Annotated in this window: 22 protein-coding genes and 1 pseudogene; 19 read left to right on the plus strand and 4 right to left on the minus strand. The window is 68.4% G+C overall.

Features of this window, described 5'->3' with window-relative positions; translation table 11 throughout:
- Window positions 1-91 precede the first annotated feature (91 nt).
- On the plus strand, window positions 92-1,057 hold the full coding sequence (locus tag ADBZ6I_RS06580; protein WP_526382078.1) for a TerC family protein: 966 nt from the start codon (window positions 92-94) through the stop codon (window positions 1,055-1,057).
- 20 nt (window positions 1,058-1,077) lie between these two features.
- Here ADBZ6I_RS06580 and ADBZ6I_RS06585 read toward each other — a convergent pair whose 3' ends face one another.
- Entirely contained in the window at window positions 1,078-1,623 is a 546-nt protein-coding gene (locus ADBZ6I_RS06585; protein WP_526382080.1) for a 2-oxo-4-hydroxy-4-carboxy-5-ureidoimidazoline decarboxylase, read from the minus strand.
- A 99-nt stretch (window positions 1,624-1,722) separates the two neighbouring features.
- Window positions 1,723-2,211, minus strand: coding sequence for an inorganic diphosphatase (locus ADBZ6I_RS06590; protein WP_526382082.1), 489 nt, complete (start codon window positions 2,209-2,211; stop codon window positions 1,723-1,725).
- Window positions 2,212-2,336: 125 nt separating this feature from the next.
- Between ADBZ6I_RS06590 and dacB the strand changes: the two genes are divergently transcribed.
- Genes dacB through hpt form a run of 4 tightly spaced genes read left to right on the plus strand, consistent with a single transcriptional unit; the run spans window position 2,337 to window position 6,348 of the window.
- Entirely contained in the window at window positions 2,337-3,716 is a 1,380-nt protein-coding gene (dacB, locus tag ADBZ6I_RS06595; RefSeq protein WP_526382084.1) for a D-alanyl-D-alanine carboxypeptidase/D-alanyl-D-alanine endopeptidase, read from the plus strand.
- 21 nt (window positions 3,717-3,737) lie between these two features.
- Window positions 3,738-4,799 carry an Rv3626c family coenzyme F420 biosynthesis-associated protein gene (locus tag ADBZ6I_RS06600; protein WP_526382116.1) on the plus strand — a complete coding sequence of 354 codons (1,062 nt, stop codon included), beginning with the start codon at window positions 3,738-3,740 and terminating at the stop codon, window positions 4,797-4,799.
- Window positions 4,778-5,740 (plus strand): tRNA lysidine(34) synthetase TilS, encoded by a 963-nt coding sequence (tilS, locus tag ADBZ6I_RS06605; RefSeq protein ID WP_526382086.1) that lies wholly within the window; start codon window positions 4,778-4,780, stop codon window positions 5,738-5,740. The genes ADBZ6I_RS06600 and tilS overlap by 22 nt, the downstream gene beginning before the upstream one ends.
- Window positions 5,737-6,348: a hypoxanthine phosphoribosyltransferase gene (hpt, locus tag ADBZ6I_RS06610; protein ID WP_526382118.1), complete on the plus strand. Its 612-nt coding sequence runs from the start codon at window positions 5,737-5,739 to the stop codon at window positions 6,346-6,348. Before tilS ends, hpt begins: the two co-directional genes overlap by 4 nt.
- A 16-nt stretch (window positions 6,349-6,364) precedes the next feature.
- Here the strand turns inward: hpt and ADBZ6I_RS06615 are convergent, their stop codons facing one another.
- A complete protein-coding gene (locus tag ADBZ6I_RS06615; protein WP_526382088.1) occupies window positions 6,365-7,099 on the minus strand; it encodes an SIMPL domain-containing protein in 735 nt (244 codons plus the stop codon).
- A gap of 42 nt (window positions 7,100-7,141) precedes the next feature.
- Window positions 7,142-8,104, minus strand: coding sequence for an alpha/beta fold hydrolase (locus tag ADBZ6I_RS06620; RefSeq protein WP_526382090.1), 963 nt, complete (start codon window positions 8,102-8,104; stop codon window positions 7,142-7,144).
- 169 nt (window positions 8,105-8,273) lie between these two features.
- On the opposite strand from ADBZ6I_RS06620, the gene ftsH reads away from it, so the two are divergent.
- From ftsH to clpC1, 14 genes and pseudogenes are all read left to right on the plus strand, one after another.
- On the plus strand, window positions 8,274-10,607 hold the full coding sequence (gene ftsH, locus ADBZ6I_RS06625) for an ATP-dependent zinc metalloprotease FtsH (RefSeq protein WP_526382092.1): 2,334 nt from the start codon (window positions 8,274-8,276) through the stop codon (window positions 10,605-10,607).
- A gap of 18 nt (window positions 10,608-10,625) precedes the next feature.
- Entirely contained in the window at window positions 10,626-11,228 is a 603-nt protein-coding gene (gene folE, locus ADBZ6I_RS06630) for a GTP cyclohydrolase I FolE (RefSeq protein WP_526382094.1), read from the plus strand.
- A gap of 32 nt (window positions 11,229-11,260) precedes the next feature.
- A complete protein-coding gene (gene folP, locus ADBZ6I_RS06635; RefSeq protein ID WP_526382120.1) occupies window positions 11,261-12,085 on the plus strand; it encodes a dihydropteroate synthase in 825 nt (274 codons plus the stop codon).
- Complete coding sequence (folB, locus tag ADBZ6I_RS06640; protein WP_526382096.1) at window positions 12,078-12,473, plus strand: dihydroneopterin aldolase; 396 nt, start codon at window positions 12,078-12,080, stop codon at window positions 12,471-12,473. The genes folP and folB overlap by 8 nt, the downstream gene beginning before the upstream one ends.
- Before the next feature lie 74 nt (window positions 12,474-12,547).
- Window positions 12,548-13,072 carry a 2-amino-4-hydroxy-6-hydroxymethyldihydropteridine diphosphokinase gene (folK, locus tag ADBZ6I_RS06645; protein WP_526382098.1) on the plus strand — a complete coding sequence of 175 codons (525 nt, stop codon included), beginning with the start codon at window positions 12,548-12,550 and terminating at the stop codon, window positions 13,070-13,072.
- Window positions 13,072-13,551 (plus strand): DUF3180 family protein, encoded by a 480-nt coding sequence (locus tag ADBZ6I_RS06650; RefSeq protein WP_526382100.1) that lies wholly within the window; start codon window positions 13,072-13,074, stop codon window positions 13,549-13,551. The genes folK and ADBZ6I_RS06650 overlap by 1 nt, the downstream gene beginning before the upstream one ends.
- A 66-nt stretch (window positions 13,552-13,617) precedes the next feature.
- Complete coding sequence (locus ADBZ6I_RS06655) at window positions 13,618-14,760, plus strand: DUF6779 domain-containing protein (RefSeq protein WP_526382102.1); 1,143 nt, start codon at window positions 13,618-13,620, stop codon at window positions 14,758-14,760.
- A 95-nt stretch (window positions 14,761-14,855) separates the two neighbouring features.
- Window positions 14,856-15,794, plus strand: a complete 939-nt coding sequence (locus ADBZ6I_RS06660; protein ID WP_526382104.1) for a Rossmann-like and DUF2520 domain-containing protein — start codon at window positions 14,856-14,858, stop codon at window positions 15,792-15,794.
- A complete protein-coding gene (panC, locus tag ADBZ6I_RS06665) occupies window positions 15,764-16,720 on the plus strand; it encodes a pantoate--beta-alanine ligase (protein WP_526382106.1) in 957 nt (318 codons plus the stop codon). The genes ADBZ6I_RS06660 and panC overlap by 31 nt, the downstream gene beginning before the upstream one ends.
- Window positions 16,720-17,145, plus strand: coding sequence for an aspartate 1-decarboxylase (panD, locus tag ADBZ6I_RS06670; protein WP_526382108.1), 426 nt, complete (start codon window positions 16,720-16,722; stop codon window positions 17,143-17,145). The genes panC and panD overlap by 1 nt, the downstream gene beginning before the upstream one ends.
- Window positions 17,146-17,147: 2 nt before the next feature.
- A complete protein-coding gene (locus ADBZ6I_RS06675; RefSeq protein ID WP_526382110.1) occupies window positions 17,148-17,972 on the plus strand; it encodes a type III pantothenate kinase in 825 nt (274 codons plus the stop codon).
- A gap of 65 nt (window positions 17,973-18,037) precedes the next feature.
- A complete protein-coding gene (gene lysS, locus ADBZ6I_RS06680; protein WP_526382112.1) occupies window positions 18,038-19,564 on the plus strand; it encodes a lysine--tRNA ligase in 1,527 nt (508 codons plus the stop codon).
- Window positions 19,565-19,681: 117 nt separating this feature from the next.
- Window positions 19,682-20,032, plus strand: a complete 351-nt coding sequence (gene lsr2, locus ADBZ6I_RS06685; protein ID WP_526382114.1) for a histone-like nucleoid-structuring protein Lsr2 — start codon at window positions 19,682-19,684, stop codon at window positions 20,030-20,032.
- A 242-nt stretch (window positions 20,033-20,274) separates the two neighbouring features.
- Window positions 20,275-21,172 (plus strand): annotated as a pseudogene (gene clpC1, locus ADBZ6I_RS06690) (ATP-dependent protease ATP-binding subunit ClpC); the annotation flags it as partial.

Raw genomic sequence — 21,172 nt, forward strand, 5'->3', positions numbered from 1 at the left:
TAGTCCGGTTCCGCAGGCCGGCCCGGCACCTGCGCCCGGGCCCGGCGGGAGAGACCTCGGGCGTGTTCGGTGAGTCCCGGAGGTCTGCGGTGTGAACGTCTCCCTGCTGGAGTGGGGTGTCACTCTAGGAGTGACACTGGCCGTTCTACTGGTCGACATCCTGATATTCGCCCGCCGCCCGCACGAGCCGAGCCGGCGCGAATGCGTGACCGCCCTGAGCATCTACGTCGGCATGGCGGTGGCCTTCGGGCTATGGGTGTGGCAGTACCACGGCGGCCAGTACGGCCTGGAGTTCTTCGCGGGCTGGCTCACCGAGTACAGCCTGTCGGTGGACAACCTGTTCATCTTCATCATCATCATGGCCAGCTTCAAAGTGCCCCGAATCCATCAGCAGCAGGCCTTGCTGGTGGGCATCGTGCTGGCGCTGATCTTCCGTGGCATCTTCATCGCCCTGGGTGCCGTTGCCATCCAGCAGTTCTCCTGGATCTTCTATCTGTTCGGCGCGTTCCTGGTGTTCACGGCCATCAAACTGGTGCGTGACACCGACCACGACGACGACGCCGACAACGCCGTGGTCCGCTTCGCGCGCCGATACCTCAAGACCACCGACTCCTGGCACGGGCTGAAGCTCTACATCAAACAGGGCGGCAAACGCGTGATGACGCCGATGTTCCTGGTGATCGTGGCGCTGGCGACCACCGATCTGTTGTTCGCCTTCGATTCCATCCCGGCGATCTACGGGCTCACCAGCGAACCCTTCCTGGTGTTCACCGCCAACGTGTTCGCGCTGATGGGTCTGCGCCAGCTCTACTTCCTGCTCGGTGACCTGCTCAACCGGCTGGTCTACCTGTCGCAGGGCCTGGCGATCATCTTGTTCTTCATCGGCGTGAAACTGCTGCTGCACGCGCTGCACGAGAACGAGGTGCCGTTCATCAACGGCGGCGAACCGGTGCACGTCCCGGAGATCCCGACCCTGTTGAGCCTGGCGGTGATCGTGCTGACGCTGTTCATCACCATGGTGGCCAGCCTGGTCAAGACCAGGATCGACTCGCGCTAGCCGCGTCCGTCACGTCGAGGTCAGCCCCAGTTGTCGTAGCCGGCCTCCGGACCGAGCATCCGCTCCAACCGGCTGCGGTTGACCTTGGCGATCTCGTTGCGCAGCACCTTGCGCTCGGTCTCGACGTCGTGATGCATCCGGTCGGCGATCGCCGCGATCACCCCGGACACGGCCCGGTTGCCGCCTTTGTCGCCGGCTCCGTATCCAGCAACGTGCATGACGAATTCGAAGCCGAACCTCTCGGCGTAGCCCCGGGCCGCGCTGTCCAGCAGCTGCATCACCCCGGGCCGGTCGTCCCACAGCGCGCACTGCTCGGCGTGCGAGCGGGAGCTGCCCGGGCGGCTGCCGACTCGCGGGTAGGCCTCCAGAATGCGGTCGATCGACTCCTCCGACAGGGCGAACAGCAGGGTGTCGGCTTTGCGGAACAGCGCGTCGTGGCTGGCGTAGGGCCGTCCCTTGGCGAGGTCGCCGGCCATCGTGACGCTGTTGCAGCACTCATACAGCGCATGGACGGCGCGACGGGTCTGCAGCCGGTTGAAGGCGTCGAGCCCGATTCCCTGGTGCATCAACACACCGTTGATCATCGGAAACCCAGACCACAACCGGGTTACCGCGCGTTAAGGCCAGGAAAACTCTGCCCGGCCAATCCGCGCCGGGATGGGCCGTCAGTGCCCTTCGGTGGCGAAGCGCTGCCGGGAGCGCTCGATCTCGGCTTCCGCCTCGGCGCGCCCGACGTAGTTCGCGGCCTCGACGTACTTTCCGGGCTCGAGATCCTTGTAATGGACGAAGAAGTGCTTGATCGCCTCGAGTTCGAACGGCGGTACGTCGGCGAGGTCGTTGATGTGGTCCCAGCGCGGGTCCCCGGCCGGCACGCAGATCACCTTGTCGTCACCGCCGGCGTCGTCGACCATCTGGAACATCGCCACCGCTCGCGCTTCGACGATGACACCCGGGTGCACCGACTCCGGCAGCAGGACGAGAGCGTCCAGCGGATCGCCGTCCTCGCCGAGGGTGTCCTCGATGTAGCCGTAGTCGGCGGGATAGCCCATGGGGGTGTAGAGGTAGCGATCCAGCCGCAGCCGACCGGTCTTGTGGTCGACCTCGTACTTGTTGCGCTGGCCTTTCGGGATCTCGATCGTGACGTCGAACTCCACCGCGCCGCTCCTTCTGCTCTCCGGCCGTCCCATCAAGGGTGTGGGACGACCGGCAACACCCTAACGAGGGATTCGCCAGCGCACCGTCTCGTTGGGCACAATGAGTCCCAACCCCGAGGAGAGTAATGCTTCGCACACCCCGGCGCGGTAGCCACGTGGTCCTGGCGGCTGCGGTGATCGCGCTGGTCGCCGTGGTGGTGGCGGCTGCTGCTCTCCTTACTTCCGGGGGTCGCAGCAACGCCTCCGCCCCGCCGCCCCGTCCGCCGGCGACCTCCAAACCGGCGGTGGTTCCGCTGGGTGACGCCGCGGCGGTACCGACCACCGCCGGAATGACGGCCGCCCTGGCCGCCGCCGCCGCCAACCCCAATCTCGGCATTCTCGGCGGCCGCGTCACCGACGCTCTGACCGGAAACCAGATCTGGGAGCAGCGGGCCGACTCGCCCATGCAGCCGGCGTCGACCAACAAGATCCTCACCGCCGCGGCGGCGCTGCTCACGCTGGATCGCACGGCGCGGTTGACCACCACCGTCAAGGCCGCCGACCAGAACCGGATGCCCGGTGTGATCGTCCTGGTCGGCGCCGGAGACCCCACCCTGTCGGCGGCGCCGCCCAGCGAGGAGACCTGGTATCGCGGTGCCGGCCGGATCACCGACCTGGCCGACCAGGTCCGCAAGAGCGGGATCGCACCGACCGCGGTGCAGGTCGACACTTCGCTGTTCTCCGGACCCGACATGGCGCCGGGGTGGGATCCCGGCGACATCGCCGGCGGCGACATCGCCCCGATCCAGTCGGTGATGCTCGACGCCGGACGCATACAGCCGACCACGCTGCAATCCCGGCGTTCACCCACACCCGCCCTCGATGCCGGCCGCGCGCTGGCGTTTACGCTCGGAGTCGATCCGGCCAAGGTCACCTTCGCCCCCGGCCCGGCCGAGGGACGGCAGTTGGCGTCGGTGCAGTCGGCGCCGCTGATGGAGCGGCTGCGGCAGATGATGATGGAGTCGGACAACGTGATGGCCGAGACCATCGGCCGTGAAGTGGCGGGGGCGACTGGCCGGCCGTCGAGCTTCGCCGGGTCCGTCGACGCGGTGATCAGCAAGCTGGCTGCCGTCAAGATCGACATGACCGGAGCGTCACTGGTGGATGCCAGCGGCTTGTCGGTGGCCAACCTGCTGACCGCCACCACGCTCGATCAGTTGGTGACCGCCGCGGCCGGCCCTGACCAGCCCGCGCTGCGCCCGATGGTGGACCTGCTGCCCGTGGCCGGCGGCAGCGGCACCCTGTCCAACCGGTTCCTGGGAGCGGACCCCAAGAGGTCCTCGGCCGGCTGGCTGCGCGCCAAGACCGGGTCATTGACCAAGACCAATTCGATGGCCGGCATCGTGACCGACGTGAGTGGACGGGTGCTGAGCTTCGCCTTCATCTCCAACAACGCCGGGATGGAGGGCCGCACCCGGCTCGACGCGCTGGTAGGCATTCTGCGCACCTGCGGCTGTGGCACATGAGTCCGCCCCGGACGGTATGAGCTGGTGGCCTCCTCTCCTGACCTGACCGTCGGCCGCGCCGTGGACTGGCGGTTCGCGGGCACGGTGGGGGCCAAACTGATCCGGCCCGGCCCGCCGACCAGTGACTACACCCGGCGGCAGGCCATCGACGATCTCGCCGAAGCCGCGCTGGCCGCCGAGATCCCGGTCCGGGAGGTCACCGGACTCTCCAGCGGCGGACCCGCGCCCGCCGCGCGCATCGTCGACCGCGAGCAGTGGATTCGCGCCGCCTCCGAATCCATGCGGGTGATGACCGGAGGCACCGACAGCCCGAGCAATGCCATCACCGGCCGGATCACCGGCGCCCAGACCGGTGCGGTGCTGGCGTTCATCTCCTCGGGCATCCTCGGCCAGTACGACCCGTTCGTTGCGGCGACCGAGGCCGGCCGACAGGGGGCGCTGCTGCTGGTCTATCCCAACGTTCTGTCCGTCGAGCGCCAACTTCGTTTGTCGCCCAAAGACTTCCGGTTATGGGTGTGCCTGCACGAGGTCACCCACCGGGTGCAGTTCACGGCCAATCCCTGGCTGTCGCAGCACATGTCGGACACGCTGGCGGTGCTGACCGCCGAACGCCACGACGACGTTGGCGAAATCATCGGCCGGCTAGCCGAGTTCGTCAAAGACCGCCGCCGCGGCACCGTCGATGCCACCAACAGCGGTGTGCTCGGTCTGATGCGGGCCATCCAGTCCGAGCCCCAGCGCGAGGCGCTCGACAAACTGCTGGTGCTGGGCACCCTGCTGGAAGGTCACGCCGACTACGTCATGGACGCCGTCGGTCCGGCCGTCGTCCCGTCGGTAGACCTCATCCGGCGCCGGTTCGACGACCGTCGCGAACGCAAACAGCCTCCGCTGCAACGACTTCTGCGGGCACTGCTCGGCGTCGACGCCAAACTCAGTCAGTACACCCGGGGGCGTGCCTTCGTCGACGGCGTGGTCGACCGGGTGGGTATGGCGCGGTTCAACGCGGTGTGGTCCGGGCCGGACACCTTGCCGTTGCCCGACGAGATCGAGAACCCGCAGCGGTGGATCGACCGGGTTCTGTAGCCGCACTGCGCTCGGCGCTCACCCGGCACGCCGACACCTGGCTGGCCGACGCCCCGTCGTGGTGCGTGGCGCTGTCCGGCGGACCCGACTCCCTGGCGCTGACGGCAGTGGCGGCCACGCTGCGTCCCACCACCGCGCTGATCGTCGACCACGGGCTGCAACCCGGCTCGGACCGGATCGCCGAAACCGCCCGTCGGCAGGCCGTCGAGGTGGGCTGCGTGGCGGCGCGGGTGCTGCCGGTGCGGGTGGGTTCCGCGGGCGGCCCGGAGGCGGCGGCGCGGACCGCCCGCTACGCCGCCCTGGAGGCCGCCCGCGCCGCGGCGCCGGTGCTGCTGGCGCACACCCTGGACGATCAGGCCGAGACCGTGCTGCTCGGGCTGGGCCGCGGATCCGGCCCCCGATCGCTGGCCGGGATGCGGGCCGCCGACCCGCCCTGGCATCGCCCGCTGCTGGGCGTGCGGCGGCGAGACACCCACGCGGCCTGCGCCGAGTTGGGCCTGACCGCCTGGGACGACCCGCACAACACCGACCCCAGGTTCACCCGGGTCCGGCTGCGCACCGAGGTTCTCCCGCTGCTTGACGACGTGCTCGGCGGCGGGGTTGCCGAGGCGCTGGCCCGCACCGCCGCCGCACTGCGTGAGGACACCGAGGCGCTCGACGCGATGGCCCGGACCGAGCTCGCTCGCGCCGCGGCTGCCGATGGTCTGGTTGTCGGCGTGATCGCGGATCTTCCTGCGGCGCTGCGCCTCCGGGTTGTCCGGGGCTGGCTGCTCGCCGGCGGCGCCACCGATCTGACCGACGGTCAGATTCGCGCGGTCGACGCCCTGGTGACCGGCTGGCGCGGTCAGGGCGGGGTGGCCGTCGGCTGCCACCGTCCGCGCACCCGGCTGTTCGCCGAGCGGCGCGGCGGCTTCCTGGTGCTGCGAACCGAACCGGTCTGATTGTCCGCCGGTCGCCGGCATGGCACGCTGTGGGCGTGTCGGCGAGCGAGCTGTACCCCGGAGACATCAAGTCGGTTTTGGTGTCCGAAGACCGAATTCAGACCCGGACCGGTGAACTCGCCGCCGAGGTCGGCCGCGACTACGCCAGCACCCAGCAGGACCTGTTGCTGGTCACCGTCCTCAAAGGCGCGGTCATGTTCGTCACCGACCTGGCGCGGGCCATCCCGGTGCCCACCCAACTGGAGTTCATGGCGGTGAGTTCCTACGGCTCGTCGACGTCCTCCTCGGGGGTGGTGCGCATCCTCAAGGATCTCGACCGCGACATCGCCGGCCGCGACGTGCTGATCGTCGAGGACATCGTCGACTCCGGTCTGACGCTGTCCTGGCTGCTGCGCAACCTGGCTACCCGCGGTCCCAAGTCGCTGCGGGTGTGCACGTTGTTGCGCAAGCCGGACGCTGTCCGCACCGATGTCGAGATCGCCTACGTCGGATTCGACATTCCCAACGAGTTCGTCGTCGGCTACGGCCTGGACTACGCCGAGCGTTACCGCGACCTGCCCTATATCGGCACCTTGGAGCCGAAGGTCTACGAGCCCGAACCCGTGTGATGATGCGGCCCGGCGGTCAGTTCAGCTCCCACACCGCGGTCACCGCGAAGCTGACCGTCTGCTGGCCCGGTTCCAGCGGGACGTCGGCGGCCATCGCGCCCTGCGGAATCGGAGCCCTCCGCGGCTGATTGCTTTCCGCCGCTTCGGAAATCGAGATCACTGTGCCCAGGGACAGGCCGGCCAGCTCGGCGTACTGCGCGGCCCGGTTCCTGGCGTCCTCGAAAGCCCGTGCCCGCGCGTCGCTGACCAGTCGCGAGTCGTCCTCGATGGAGTAACGCACCCCGTTGATCCGGGCCGTGTTGCCGCCAGCGTCGACGACGGACGCCAGCGCGCCGGGCGCCTTGTCGAGTTGGCGGATCGTCACGGTGATGGCGTTGCTGGCGCGGTACCCGGTGATCGCCGAATTCTCGCCGTACTGCGGCGCCACGCTGACCGTCGTGGTGCTGATGTCCGTCGCGTCGATGCCACCGGCTTTCAGGGCGTCGATCACCGCCTGCTGGCGCTCGTTGGTCTGAGCCATCGCGGCAGTGACATCGGGCGCGACGACTTCGATCCCGACGTCAGCGGTCAGCGTGTCCGGTGCCCCCTGCACCGTGCCGGACCCGACCACGGTGACCTGCCGGGCGTTGGTTTCGACCGGCGGCGCCGGCCGGGAATCGCACCCGGCCAGGACTGCCACCGCTACGGCGGCCGCGGCGCACGCGGCGAACCGGGTCGGTCGTGCCGGGTCGGGGAAAGCGGCTGCGGGCATGACCCACCGTAGCGTGTGACAGCACCGGATCGGTGATGCTCGTCACCAGGTCAGATCGGCGAGGAACCTCAGCAATTCGGCGTTGATCTCCACGGCCCGCTCCTGCTGGATCCAGTGCCCGGCGCCGTCCAGCATCACCTCGCGGTAGGGCCCTTTCACCACCTCGCGGGCCCGGTCGCTGCGGGTGAACTTCAGCGCCGCGTCGTCGGTTCCGCCCACGAACAACGCCGGAACCCCGATGGTCGCGGCGGTCGCGCCCATGATGTGCCAGTTGCGGTCGAAGTTGCGGTACCAGTTCAGCGCCCCGGTGAATCCGGTGCGGGCGAACGCGTCGACGTAGTGGTCCAACTCCGCGGCGCTCAGCCAGTCCGGCAGCCGGTCCGGTTCGGCGAGCCGGTCGACGAAGCCCTCCGGCCCCGGCGCCAGCATTCGCCGCGCCTCGGCCTCGCCCCGGGGCACGCGCGTCCCGCCCAGCATCCGCCGCAGGGCACGACGCGGGCCGGCGGCCAGTTCGGCGTCGGCCACCCCGGGCTGCTGGAAGTAGAGGATGTAGAAGAAGTTCGCACCGAAGATCCGCCGGAACGACTCGGTGGGCGGAGTCTGCGGACGGGGCACGGGCGGCACGCTCAACCCGGCCACGGCGGCGACCCGGTCGGGGTGCAGCAGCGCAGTGCTCCAGGCCACCACGGCCCCCAAGTCGTGTCCGACCAGGGCCGCACGTTGCGCGCCCACCAGGTCCAGCAGGCCCACGACGTCACCGGTCAACGCCGCAATGTTGTACGCCTCGACAGCCTCTGGCCGCGACGATCCTCCGTATCCGCGCTGGTCAGGCGCCAGCACCCGGTAGCCGGCCGCGGCCAGGGCCGGGATCTGGTGGCGCCAGGAGAACGCCAGTTCGGGGAATCCGTGGGTGAGCACCACCACCGGCCCGTCCGTCGGGCCGGCGTCGAGCACCCGCAGCGTGATTCCGTTGACGACGACGTGCCGCTCGGCCGGTGTGACCACGACTGCAAGCCAAACACAGCCTCTGCGCTCGGCGCCCGGCTCGTCCGACCTGTAGAACCAATCGGTGACGGAAACCCTCAGGGAACCGCCGGTCGTTGGGGTAGCGGTAGCCTGAGAGACTGCAAGCAGCGCGCATGGAAGGACGGGCCCCTGCGGGGGCGAAGGCTTGATGAATCGCAAAAATGTTTTCCGCACCTTGACGGTCGTCGCGGCGGTGCTGCTGCTGAGCTGGCTGTTCCTGTACTTCGGCGACGAAACCCGCGGCTACAAACCCGTCGACACCTCGGTGGCGGTGTCCCAGATCAACGCCGACAACGTGAAGACGGCGCAGATCGACGACCGCGAGCAGCAACTCCGCCTCGACCTCAAGAGCGGCAACGGCGACACCGCCGACTCCACCGAGGTCATCGCCAAATACCCGACCGGCTACGCGGTGCCGCTGTTCGACCAGTTGACCGCCAAGGGCATCAAGACCAACACCGCGGTCAATCAGCCCAGCATGCTGGGTTCGCTGCTGATCTACATGCTGCCGCTGCTGCTGCTCGTCGCGCTGTTCGTGCTGTTCTCCCGGATGCAGTCCGGCGGACGGATGGGCTTCGGTTTCGGCAAGTCCAAGGCCAAACTGCTGTCCAAGGACATGCCACAAACCACCTTCGCCGACGTCGCGGGCGCTGACGAAGCGGTCGAAGAGCTCTATGAGATCAAAGACTTCCTGCAGAACCCGGCCCGCTACCAGGCGCTGGGCGCCAAGATCCCCAAGGGCGTGCTGCTCTACGGCCCGCCCGGCACCGGCAAGACCCTGCTGGCCCGCGCCGTGGCGGGCGAGGCGGGAGTGCCGTTCTTCACCATCTCCGGTTCGGATTTCGTCGAGATGTTCGTCGGCGTCGGCGCCTCCCGGGTGCGCGACCTCTTCGAGCAGGCCAAACAGAACTCACCCTGCATCATCTTCGTCGACGAGATCGACGCCGTAGGACGCCAGCGCGGCGCCGGCCTGGGCGGCGGCCACGACGAGCGGGAGCAGACCCTCAACCAGCTTCTTGTCGAGATGGACGGTTTCGGCGAGCGTCAGGGCGTCATCCTGATCGCCGCCACCAACCGCCCCGACATCCTCGACCCCGCACTGCTGCGGCCGGGTCGCTTTGACCGGCAGATTCCGGTGTCCAGCCCCGATCTCGCCGGCCGCAAGGCTGTGCTGCGGGTGCATTCCCAGGGCAAGCCGCTGTCCCCGGATGCCGATCTCGACGGACTGGCCAAGCGCACCGTCGGTATGTCCGGCGCCGACCTGGCCAACGTCATCAACGAGGCGGCGCTGCTGACCGCCCGGGAGAACGGCACCATCATCACCGGCGCGGCGCTGGAAGAGGCCGTCGACCGAGTGATCGGCGGGCCGCGCCGCAAGGGCCGGATCATCAGCGAGACCGAGAAGAAGATCACCGCCTACCACGAGGGCGGCCACACCCTGGCTGCCTGGGCGATGCCCGACATCGAGCCGATCTACAAGGTGACCATCCTGGCCCGCGGCCGTACCGGCGGCCACGCGGTGTCGGTGCCCGAGGACGACAAGGGTCTGATGACCCGCTCGGAGATGATCGCCCGGCTGGTGTTCGCCATGGGAGGCCGGGCCGCTGAGGAACTGGTGTTCCGGGAGCCCACCACCGGCGCGGTGTCCGATATCGAACAAGCCACCAAGATCGCCCGCGCGATGGTCACCGAGTACGGCATGAGCGCCAAGCTCGGAGCGGTGCGCTACGGCACCGAGCACGGCGACCCGTTCCTCGGCCGCACCATGGGTACCCAGGCCGACTACAGCCACGAGGTGGCCCGCGACATCGACGACGAGGTGCGCAAGCTCATCGAGGCCGCGCACACCGAGGCGTGGACGATCCTCAGCGAGTACCGCGACATCCTCGACATCCTGGCCGGCGAACTGCTGGAGAAAGAAACGCTGCACCGCGCCGAACTGGAAGCCATCTTCGGCGAGGTGAACAAGCGGCCGCGGCTGACCGTCTTCGACGACTTCGGCCACGGACGCGTCCCGTCCGACAAGCCTCCGATCAAGACGCCCGGTGAACTCGCCATGGAACGTGGTGAGCCGTGGCCGCAGCCGATGCCCGAGCCCGCGTTCAAAAAAGCCATCGCCCAGGCGAGCGCGGCTCATCAGGCGGCGCAGCCTCCGGGGCCCAACGGCAACGGCGCCTACCCGGCCGCACCGCATGGCGGCCGCCATCAGGCGACCAACGGTCCGAGTCAGCCGGACTACGGCGCCCCCGCCGGTTGGCGGGCGCCGGGCTGGCCACCGCCTCCGGAGCAGCAGGGGCAGGGTCAGTGGTACCCGCCGCCGCCCGGCTGGGGCCAGCACCCCCAGCACCCCCAGCGCCCGCAGCACGGGCAATATCCTCAGCAGGGCTATCCGCCGCAGCAGGCACACGCCCAGCCGAGTGGTCCTGGGCCCCAGGATGATTCCGGTGACGACGCCGGTCGGTCCGCCGATTACCCGCGTTGATTGACGATATGGAGACCAATGCCCAAGCCTGATTCGATCACGCTCGACACACCGCTGTTCGACCAGGCTCGCGCTGAAGCCGCTGTTCGGGAATTGCTCCTGGCGGTCGGCGAGGACCCGGAACGTCAGGGCCTGAAGGACACCCCGGCCCGGGTTGCCCGTGCCTTCCAGGAGTTGTTCGCCGGTCTCTACACCGACCCGGATGCGGTGCTGGACACCACGTTCGACGAACAGCACGACGAACTCGTGCTGGTGAAGCAGATTCCGATGTACTCGACCTGCGAGCACCACCTGGTGGCCTTCCACGGCATGGCGCACGTCGGGTACATCCCCGGGGTCGACGGCCGGGTGACTGGATTGTCGAAACTGGCTCGGGTGGTTGATCTTTACGCCAGACGGCCGCAAGTGCAGGAGCGGCTGACCGCCCAGATCGCCGACGCCATCAATCGCAAGCTCAAGCCGCGCGGAGTGATCGTCGTGGTCGAGGCCGAGCACCTGTGCATGGCGATGCGGGGTGTGCGCAAACCCGGAGCGATCACCACCACCTCGGCCGTGCGCGGATTGTTCAAGACCAGCGACGCATCCCGGTCCGAGGCGCTGGATCTCATCCTCCGGAAGTGAGGGCCTTTGATCGGGTGACGGGCCCCGTCGTGATGGGGGTCGTCAACGTCACCGACGACTCCTTCTCCGACGGCGGACGCTATATCGACCCAGCCCGCGCAGTGCGGCACGCGCTCGCACTGGTCGCCGACGGAGCCGCCGTCGTCGACGTCGGCGGTGAGTCCACCCGGCCCGGCGCTGTGCGCGTCGATGCGTCGTTGGAGATCAGCCGGGTGGCTCCCGTCGTGAAAGAACTTGCCGCACAAGGCATCACCGTCAGTATCGATACCATGCACGCCGCGGTGGCGCAGGCGGCGCTGGACAACGGGGCGGCCATCGTCAACGACGTCAGCGGCGGACGGGCCGATCCTGACATGGCGCGGGTGGTGGCCGATGCCGGCGTGCCGTGGATCCTGATGCACTGGCGGTCGGTGCGCGAGACTCAGCCGCACCAGATCCCACGCTACGTCGACGTCGTCGGCGAAGTCCGCGACGAACTGTTGGCCGCCGTCGACGCCGCCGTCGCGGCGGGGGTGGACCCCGGACAGCTCGTCATCGACCCCGGCCTCGGATTCGCCAAGACGGCCCGCCACAACTGGACGCTGCTGCACGCACTTCCGGGACTTGTCGGCACCGGGATCCCGGTCCTGGTCGGTGCGTCGCGCAAGCGTTTCCTCGGGGCGCTGCTGGCCGGGCCGGACGGGACACCGCGACCGCCCGACGGCCGGGAGACCGCCACCGCCGTCGTTTCCGCACTCTCCGCGCTGCACGGAGCCTGGGGTGTCCGCGTTCACGACGTACGCGCCAGCGTGGACGCGCTGAGCGTCGTTGCGGCCTGGCGGAACCCCGGAGAGGCCAGTGGTGACCGCGATGGCTGACCGGATTGAACTGCGCGGCTTGACCGTTCGCGGTAACCACGGCGTCTTCGACTACGAGCGGCGCGACGGGCAGGACTTCATCGTCGACATCACGCTGTGGATCGACCTGGCGGCCGCCGCCGCCAGCGACGACCTGACTGACACCTACGACTACGGCGTGCTGGCTCAGCGCGCGGCGGACATCATCGCCGGCCCGGCGCGCAACCTGATCGAGACGGTCGCCGGCGAGATCGCCGACGATGTCATGGCCGATGCCCGGGTGCACGCCGTCGAGGTGGTCGTGCACAAGCCGCAGGCGCCCATCCCGCTGACCTTCACCGACGTCGCGGTCGTGGCACGACGCTCTCGGCGCGGTGGGCGGGGACAGATCGTCCCGGCGGCGCTATGACGCCCCGCGCCGGAGGCGCGCCATGACGCCCCGCGCCGGAGGCGCGCCATGACGCCCCGCGCCGGAGGCGCGCCATGAGCAGATGCGTGCTGTCCATCGGGTCGAATGTGGGTGACCGCATGGCCCGGTTGCAGGCCGTCGTCGACGCCCTCGGCGATACCGTGCTGGCCGTCTCTGGGGTGTACGAGACCGACGCCTGGGGCGGGGTCGAACAAGGGCCGTTCCTGAACGCCGTGGTGGTCGCCGAAGATCCGGATCGTGATGCGCACGGCTGGTTACGCCGGGGGCAGGCCATCGAAACCGGCAACGACCGGGTGCGCCATCAGAAATGGGGACCGCGGACCCTCGACGTCGACCTGATCTGCTGCTTCGACTCCGGTGCCGAGGTGTTCTCCCATACCGAGGAACTCACGCTGCCCCACCCGTACGCCCATCAGCGGGCCTTCGTGCTGGTGCCCTGGGTTGCCGTCGACCCGGCCGCCGAACTCACGGTCGACGGGCTGCGCCGGCCGGTGAGGGAATGGCTCGACGAATTGGGGCCCACCGAGCGCGACGGTGTCCGGCTGACCGGCCACACCTTGTCGGTCAGGAATCGCTGATGGGCATCACCCGCAAACGCGATCTGGCCGCCGGGGCGGGCCTCGCGGCGGTCGTCGGTTACCTGGCGATGCATCTGCTCTACCGCAACTTTCCGCCGATCACACTGTGGACCGGACTGTCGCTGCTGGGCGTCGCGGCCGTCGAGACCTGGTGGGCGGTGTCGGTACGCGCCCGTATCCGTGACGGGCGGATCGGGGTGGGCGCCGGCCGGTTGCACCCGCTGGCCGTGGCCCGCACCGTCGCCATCGCCAAGGCCTCTGCTTGGGCGGGCGCGTTGATGCTGGGCTGGTGGGTCGCCGTGCTGGCCTATCTGCTGCCACGCCGAACCGAACTGCGGGTGGCCGCGGCCGACCTGCCGGGCACCGTGGTCGCCGCTATCAGTGCCTTTGCCCTGACGGCCGCGGCGTTGTGGCTGCAGTCCTGCTGCAAGTCCCCGTACGACCCGGAGGGCGCTGTCGCAGACGCCGTTGCCGACTAGCCCGAGGGCGAATCGCCGCTGCTTGCCGTCGCGAGGGACCACTTTCCACGCGGTACAGTGCTGCCCATGACCGATCAGTCCGGCGCCGCTCGGAGCCGGCGCGAAGGCCGCGGGCCGGGTTGGCTGCTGCTGACGGCGCTGTTGGTGCTGGCGATCCTGGCGAGTTCGACGCTGGTCTTCACCAACAGGGTCGAACTGCTGAGACTGGCGGTGGTGCTGTCACTGTGGGCCGCGGTCATGGCGGCCTTCGTCACCGTGATCTACCGCAGGCAGAGTGAAGTCGCCCAGGCCCGGGCCCAGGACATGAAATTCGTCTACGACCTCCAGCTGGATCGCGAGATCTCGGCTCGCCGGGAGTACGAGCTGTCCGTCGAGACCCAGCTGCGCCGTCAACTGTCCCGCGAGGTGCGCGCGCAGGCGGCTGACGAGATGTCGGCACTGCGCGCCGAACTGGCGTCGTTGCGGTCGCAGCTGGAAGTGATGCTCGGAACCGACCTCGGTCACCGGCCCGCACTGGAACGCGAGCGAATTGTCGTTCCGATGCCCGCGGCACCCGACCGGGTGGAGAGCAGCCGGGTGACGACGGTCGCCGAGGGAGCCGAGGAATACCTCACCTACTCCGCCGAGGAACTTGTGGAAAGCCCGATCCTCGACGTGCCGGAGGAGCCGCTGACCACGATGGTCGAGGAAGACGAGCAAGACCGGGAATACCTAGCCCCGCCGCCCCAACCGCAATACCCCTCGGATCAGCGCGGCTCACGCTGGCGTCCCGAGCAGCAGGCGCGTCCCGAGCAGCAGGCGCCTGCGATGGAGGATCCGTACGCCCAGCCGCCAACCGTCCGGTATGCACCGTACGCCCCGCCGCCACAGCCGCAGCCGGAAGCGCCGTGGCGCCCGCCGGAGGTTCGGCTGGGCCGGCATGCAAACTCCGACGGTGGTCAGCGGCCGGAGGACTTCGTCGCACCTGAGCCGCCTCGTGGCCGGCACTGGGTGCCGCCCGAACCGCCGCCCGTGATTCCCGGACGTCACCGGGGAGCCGCCGTGCCCGCCGCCGATCAGAACGGCGCCGTCGAGCCCCAGCCCCAGCAGCCGCCGGTCGACGAGCCGGAAGGCCAGCACGCCGACGGCCAAGCCCTGTCGGACCTGCTGTCCAGGTTCAACGTGTCGGGCCCGGTCGGGGGCGGCGGCCGCCGCCGCCGGGACGATTAACCGCGTCTTAGCTACGACGCTAGAATCGAACCGACTGTCCGGTACCCGTCAGCGGGACTGGAACACATTCCTTAGGTCAGCGAGGTCGTCGCCAGATGGGTACTCCCAACGGCTTGCGCCCGGCTCGGCTCAAGGTGGGCATCATTTCCGCGGGACGGGTGGGCACCGCCCTGGGTGTGGCACTTGAGCGGGCCGAACACGTGGTGGTCGCATGCAGCGCCATCTCGGCCACGTCGCGCCGGCTGGCCGAGCGCCGCCTACCCGACACCCCGGTGCGGCCGGTTCCCGATGTCGCCGATTCTGCGGAACTGTTGCTGTTGACCGTTCCGGATTCCGAGCTCGCCGACCTGGTGCGCGGACTCGCCGCGACGGGCGCGGTGCGGCGGGGCACCATCGTGGTGCACACCTCGGGGGCCAATGGGATTTCGGTGCTGGCACCCCTGACCGAGCAGGGTTGTGTTCCTATGGCGATTCATCCCGCCATGACGTTCACCGGTGCCGACGAGGACATCGCCCGGCTGTCTGACACCTGTTTCGGGATCACCGCTGCCGACGAGATCGGCTACGCCATCGCTCAATCGCTGGTGCTGGAGATCGGCGGCGAGCCGTTCGGCGTCCGCGAAGAGGCGCGCACCCTCTACCACGCCGCGCTGGTGCACGGGAGCAATCACCTCGTCACGCTGATCGCCGACTCGCTCACCGCGCTGCGCGCCGCTCTGGCCGGGCAGGAGCTACTGGGCCAGGAACTCATCGGTGATGCACCCGGCGGCGTTGCCGAACGTGTCGTCGGACCGCTGGCCAGAGCGGCGCTGGAGAACACCTTGCGGCGCGGTCAGGCTGCTCTGACCGGTCCGGTGGCGCGCGGCGACGCGGCGGCGGTGGCGGCGCACCTGGACGCCCTGGATGAGGTCGACCCGCGGCTGGCGCGGGCGTACTGCGCAGACTCGTTGCGGACAGCGCAACGAGCGCACGCCCCGGAGGAGGTTCTCAAGGTGCTGACGGCATGGTCGCAATCGGCAGGTCCGCAGCGGTGATCAGCAAGGGGCCCCAGTTCAGTGCCGGCCAACTGAACGTCTATCCGACACCGCATGCGGTGTCCGAGGTCACCCGCGCCCTGCGGCACACCGGCAGGAGGGTGTTGCTGGTGCCCACCATGGGGGCCCTCCACGACGGGCACATGTCCCTGGTCCGTGCGGCCAAGCGGGTGCCCGGCGCCGTCGTCGTGGTGTCGATCTTCGTCAACCCGCTGCAGTTCGGTGCCGGCGAGGACCTCGACGCCTACCCCCGCACCCTGGACGCAGATCTGGAACTGCTGGCCCAGGAGGGTGTCGAGGTGGCCTTTACTCCCACCCCGTCGGCGATGTACCCGCTGGGCCCGCGTACCACGGTCCATCCGGGTCCGCTCGGCGGCGAACTCGAAGGAGCGGTTCGGCCGGGCCATTTCAGCGGCATGCTCACCGTGGTGCTGAAGTTGATCCAGATCGTCCGGCCCGAACGGGCGCTGTTCGGCGAGAAGGACTATCAGCAACTCGTGCTGATCCGCCAGATGGCCGACGATTTCAATCTCGATGTCCGCATCGTCGGTGTGCCCACCGTCCGTGAGCCCGACGGCCTGGCCATGTCGTCGAGGAACCGTTATCTCAGCGCCGAGGAACGCGAACAGGCAACCGCCCTGTCCTCGGCGCTGCTGGCCGGGATGTACGCGGCCGGTGGGGGGCCGGCGGCTGTGCTGGACGCCGCCCGCGCCGTCTTCGAGGAGGTGCCGGCGATCTCTTGCGATTACCTGGAATTGCGCGGCCCTTGGTTGGAGCCGCGGCCGGAGGTCGGACCTGCCCGGCTGCTGGTGGCCGCCCGGCTGGGTGCCACCCGTCTGCTGGACAACATCGCCATCGACTTGCCCGGCGGCCCGCCGGCACCGAAGAACAGCGGTACCGAACCCGAAATGACCTGGAGGAACTGATGTTCCGCACGATGCTGAAATCGAAGATCCACCGCGCGACGGTCACCGAGGCGAATCTGCACTACATCGGCTCGGTGACCATCGACGCTGATTTGATGGACGCGGCGGATCTGCTCGAAGGTGAGCAGGTGACCATCGTCGATGTCGACAACGGGGCGCGGCTGGTGACCTACGCCATCACCGGGGAACGCGGCAGCGGCGTCATCGGGATCAACGGCGCGGCAGCCCATCTGGTGCATCCGGGTGACCTTGTCATCCTGATCGCCTACGGCACCATGGACGATGCCGAGGCGCGCGCCTTCCGGCCGCGGGTGGTGTTCGTCGACGGCGCGAACCGCCGGATCGACATTGGTGACGACCCGGCCGGCATTCCCGACGACTTCCTCGAGATGTCCGGACTGGTCTCGCCCAGGGCGGTGCGCTAGCGGTGCTGCTCGCCATCGACGTGCGCAACACCCACACCGTCGTCGGCTTGATCAGCGGATCCGGTGAGCACGCGAAGGTGCTGCACAACTGGCGCATTCGCACCGAGCCCGAGGTGACCTCCGACGAACTCGCGCTGACCATCGAGGGTCTCATCGGCGACGACTCCGAGCACCTCACCGGCGTCGCCGGTTTGTCCACGGTGCCGTCGGTGTTGCACGAAATCCGCCTGATGCTCGACCAATATTGGCCGGCGATTCCGCATGTGCTCATCGAACCCGGCATCCGGACCGGGATTCCGCTGTTGGTGGATAATCCCAAAGAAGTCGGCGCCGACCGCATCGTGAACTGCCTTGCGGCGTACGCCAAGTACGGCACCGCCGCAATCGTCGTCGATTTCGGTTCGTCGATCTGCGTCGACGTCGTCTCGGCCAAGGGCGAGTTCCTCGGCGGCGCGATCGCCCCCGGTGTGCAGCTGTCCTCAGACGCCGCGGCCGCCCGCTCGGCGGCCTTGCGCCGGGTCGAGCTCACCCGGCCGAGGTCGGTCGTCGGCAAGAACACCGTGGAGTGTATGCAGGCCGGCGCGGTGTTCGGCTTCGCCGGCCTGATCGACGGCCTGGTGTCCCGAATCCGCCACGACGTCGACGGATTCGCCGGAAGCGACGTCGCCGTGGTGGCCACCGGGCACACCGCCCCGCTGATGCTTCCCGAACTGACCACCGTCGACCACTACGACAAACATCTCACCCTCGACGGCCTGCGGATGGTCTACGAACGCAACCTCGACGGTCAGCACCGGAGGGCAGGAGCGACGCGACCCGGGAGATAGACACAGCCGTCTCAAGCCCGCCCGCTGAGCCGCACCGCCCAAATAGCCCTTTAAGCTGGCACGCCGTGACCGAAGCTGAGGCCCAGGATGCCAGTGATGATGCCGGTGATGACGTTCCCGAGCAGTTCCGCATCCGGCAGGGCAAGCGGCAGCGCATCCTGGACGAGGGCCGGCCGGCCTACCCGGTGTCGGTGCCGCGGACTCATTCGCTGGCCGAGATCCGCGCCGCCTACCCCGACCTCGAACCGGACACCACCACCGGCACCGTCGTCGGGGTGACGGGACGGGTGGTGTTCTCCCGCAATTCCGGCAAGCTGTGCTTCGCCACCTTGCAGGAGGGCGACGGGACTCAACTGCAGGCCATGGTCAGTTTGGCCGGCGTGGGAGCCGAGGCGCTGGAAAACTGGAAGTCCGATGTCGACCTCGGTGACATCGTGTTCGTGCACGGCGAGGTCATCAGCTCCCGGCGGGGCGAGCTGTCCGTTCAGGCCGATTCCTGGCAGATGGCAGCCAAGGCGCTTCGGCCGCTGCCGGTGGCGCACAAGGAGATGAGCGAGGAGGCCCGCGTCCGGCAGCGCTATGTGGACCTGATCGTGCGCCCGCAGGCCCGCTCGGTGGCGCGTCAGCGCATCGCCGTCGTCCGCGCGGTCCGCAACGGTCTGGAGCGCCGTGGGTTCCTGGAGGTCGAGACCCCGATGCTGCAAACCCTGGCCGGTGGCGCCGCAGCTCGGCCGTTCGTCACGCATTCCAACGCACTCGATGCCGACCTGTATCTGCGCATCGCGCCGGAACTGTTCCTGAAGCGATGTGTGGTCGGCGGCTTGGAGAAGGTTTTCGAACTGAATCGGAATTTCCGTAACGAGGGCGCCGATTCCACCCACTCGCCTGAATTCGCAATGCTCGAGACCTACGAGGCGTGGGGAACTTACGACGATTCCGCGGTGATGATTCGCCAACTTGTTCAGGAGGTCGCCGACGAGGCGATCGGAACACGGCAGGTCCCGCTTCCCGACGGCACTGTCTTCGACGTGGACGGCGAATGGCCCGCGCTGGAAATGTATCCCTCTTTGTCGGGTGCACTCGGCGAGGAGATCACCCCGGAAACCGGGGTGGAATACCTGTTCGCAATTGCCGACCGGCTCGGCGTGGAGATTCCCCGGGACCGCGGATACGGGCACGGCAAACTCGTCGAGGAACTGTGGGAACACACGGTCGGCGACACTTTGTTTGCACCGACGTTCGTCAAGGACTTTCCGGTGGAGACCACGCCGCTGACCCGCGAGCACCGCTCCATAGACGGCGTCACCGAGAAGTGGGACCTGTACGTGCGGGGCTTCGAATTGGCGACCGGATATTCCGAGTTGGTCGACCCGGTGATTCAACGGGAGCGTTTCGAGGCCCAGGCCCGGGCTGCGGCTGCCGGGGATGACGAGGCGATGGCGCTCGACGAGGATTTCCTGGCCGCAATGGAGTATGCGATGCCGCCCACCACCGGTACCGGAATGGGAATCGACCGGCTCTTGATGGCCCTGACTGGACTGTCAATTCGGGAGACGGTTTTGTTTCCCATTGTTCGGCGGACCGGGAACTGAACCCCGCAGACAGAACTCGTCAGAGATATTTGTTGTCAGTCGGACAGGTTTTGTGGCACATTGTTGCGCAGGCGTAACGTCGCCATCGCTTCTGTCTAGACAAGGACACAGAAATTCATGGCCAAGAAAGTAACCGTCACCCTCGTTGACGATTTCGACGGAGAGGGTCCCGCCGACGAGACGGTGGAATTCTCCATTGACGGTGTGAGTTACGAGATCGACCTGTCCGCCAAGAATGCGAAGAAACTCCGCGACGATTTGAAGCAGTGGACCGAGGCGGGCCGCCGGGTCGGCGGTCGGCGCCGCGGGCGCACGGCCGGCGCTACCGGCCGGGCGGCGGGACGCGGCTCGATCGACCGCGAACAGAGCGCGGCCATCCGCGATTGGGCCCGTCGCAACGGCCACAAGGTCTCCACGCGCGGACGCATCCCGGCCGAGGTCATTGAGGCATTCCACGCCGCCACGTAGGGCGCCGGCCCGCGGCGACACCCCTGGTGTCACGGTCTGGTCAGCTGTGTTCGCTCGCCGCGAAGTGCCTGGCCATCAATACTGGGAAACGATTCGGCAGTCTTCGGCGTTGCACAGCTGTGTCCGCACTGACAGTAGGGTCGGTCAGCAGGGGAGAGCCCTCCCGGCGCCGCCCACTAGAGTGGACATTCAGGTGTCCGGTGACTACCGCGGCACCAGGTGATGGAAGCAGGTAACCACCGATGTTCGAGAGATTCACCGACCGCGCTCGCAGGGTCGTCGTCCTGGCTCAGGAAGAGGCCCGGATGCTCAACCACAACTACATCGGCACCGAGCACATCCTGCTGGGGCTGATTCACGAGGGTGAGGGCGTCGCCGCCAAGTCCCTGGAGTCCCTCGGTATCTCCCTGGAGGGTGTGCGCTCCCAGGTCGAGGAGATCATCGGTCAGGGGCAGCAGGCGCCGTCCGGGCACATCCCGTTCACCCCGCGTGCCAAGAAGGTGCTTGAGCTGTCGCTGCGTGAGGCGTTGCAGCTCGGCCACAACTACATCGGCACCGAGCACATCCTGCTCGGCCTCATCCGCGAGGGCGAGGGGGTGGCTGCCCAGGTCCTGGTGAAGCTGGGTGCGGAGCTGACCCGGGTGCGCCAGCAGGTGATTCAGCTGCTGAGCGGTTACCAGGGCAAGGAAGCCGCCGAAGCCGGCACCGGTGGTCGCGGCGGGGAGTCCGGCTCCCCCTCGACATCGCTGGTGCTTGACCAGTTCGGCCGCAACCTGACCGCTGCCGCCATGGAGGGCAAGCTCGACCCGGTCATCGGCCGCGAGAAGGAAATCGAGCGGGTGATGCAGGTGCTGAGCCGGCGCACCAAGAACAACCCGGTGCTGATCGGCGAGCCGGGCGTCGGCAAGACCGCCGTGGTGGAGGGCCTGGCCCAGGCGATCGTCAACGGCGAGGTGCCTGAGACGCTCAAAGACAAGCAGCTCTACACCTTGGACCTGGGTTCACTGGTTGCAGGCAGCCGGTACCGCGGTGACTTCGAAGAGCGCCTGAAGAAGGTGCTCAAGGAGATCAACACCCGAGGCGACATCATCCTGTTCATCGACGAACTGCACACGCTGGTCGGTGCCGGTGCCGCTGAAG

Source organism: Mycobacterium sp. (assembly GCF_044342925.1).
In the GTDB taxonomy this organism is placed as follows: domain Bacteria; phylum Actinomycetota; class Actinomycetes; order Mycobacteriales; family Mycobacteriaceae; genus Mycobacterium.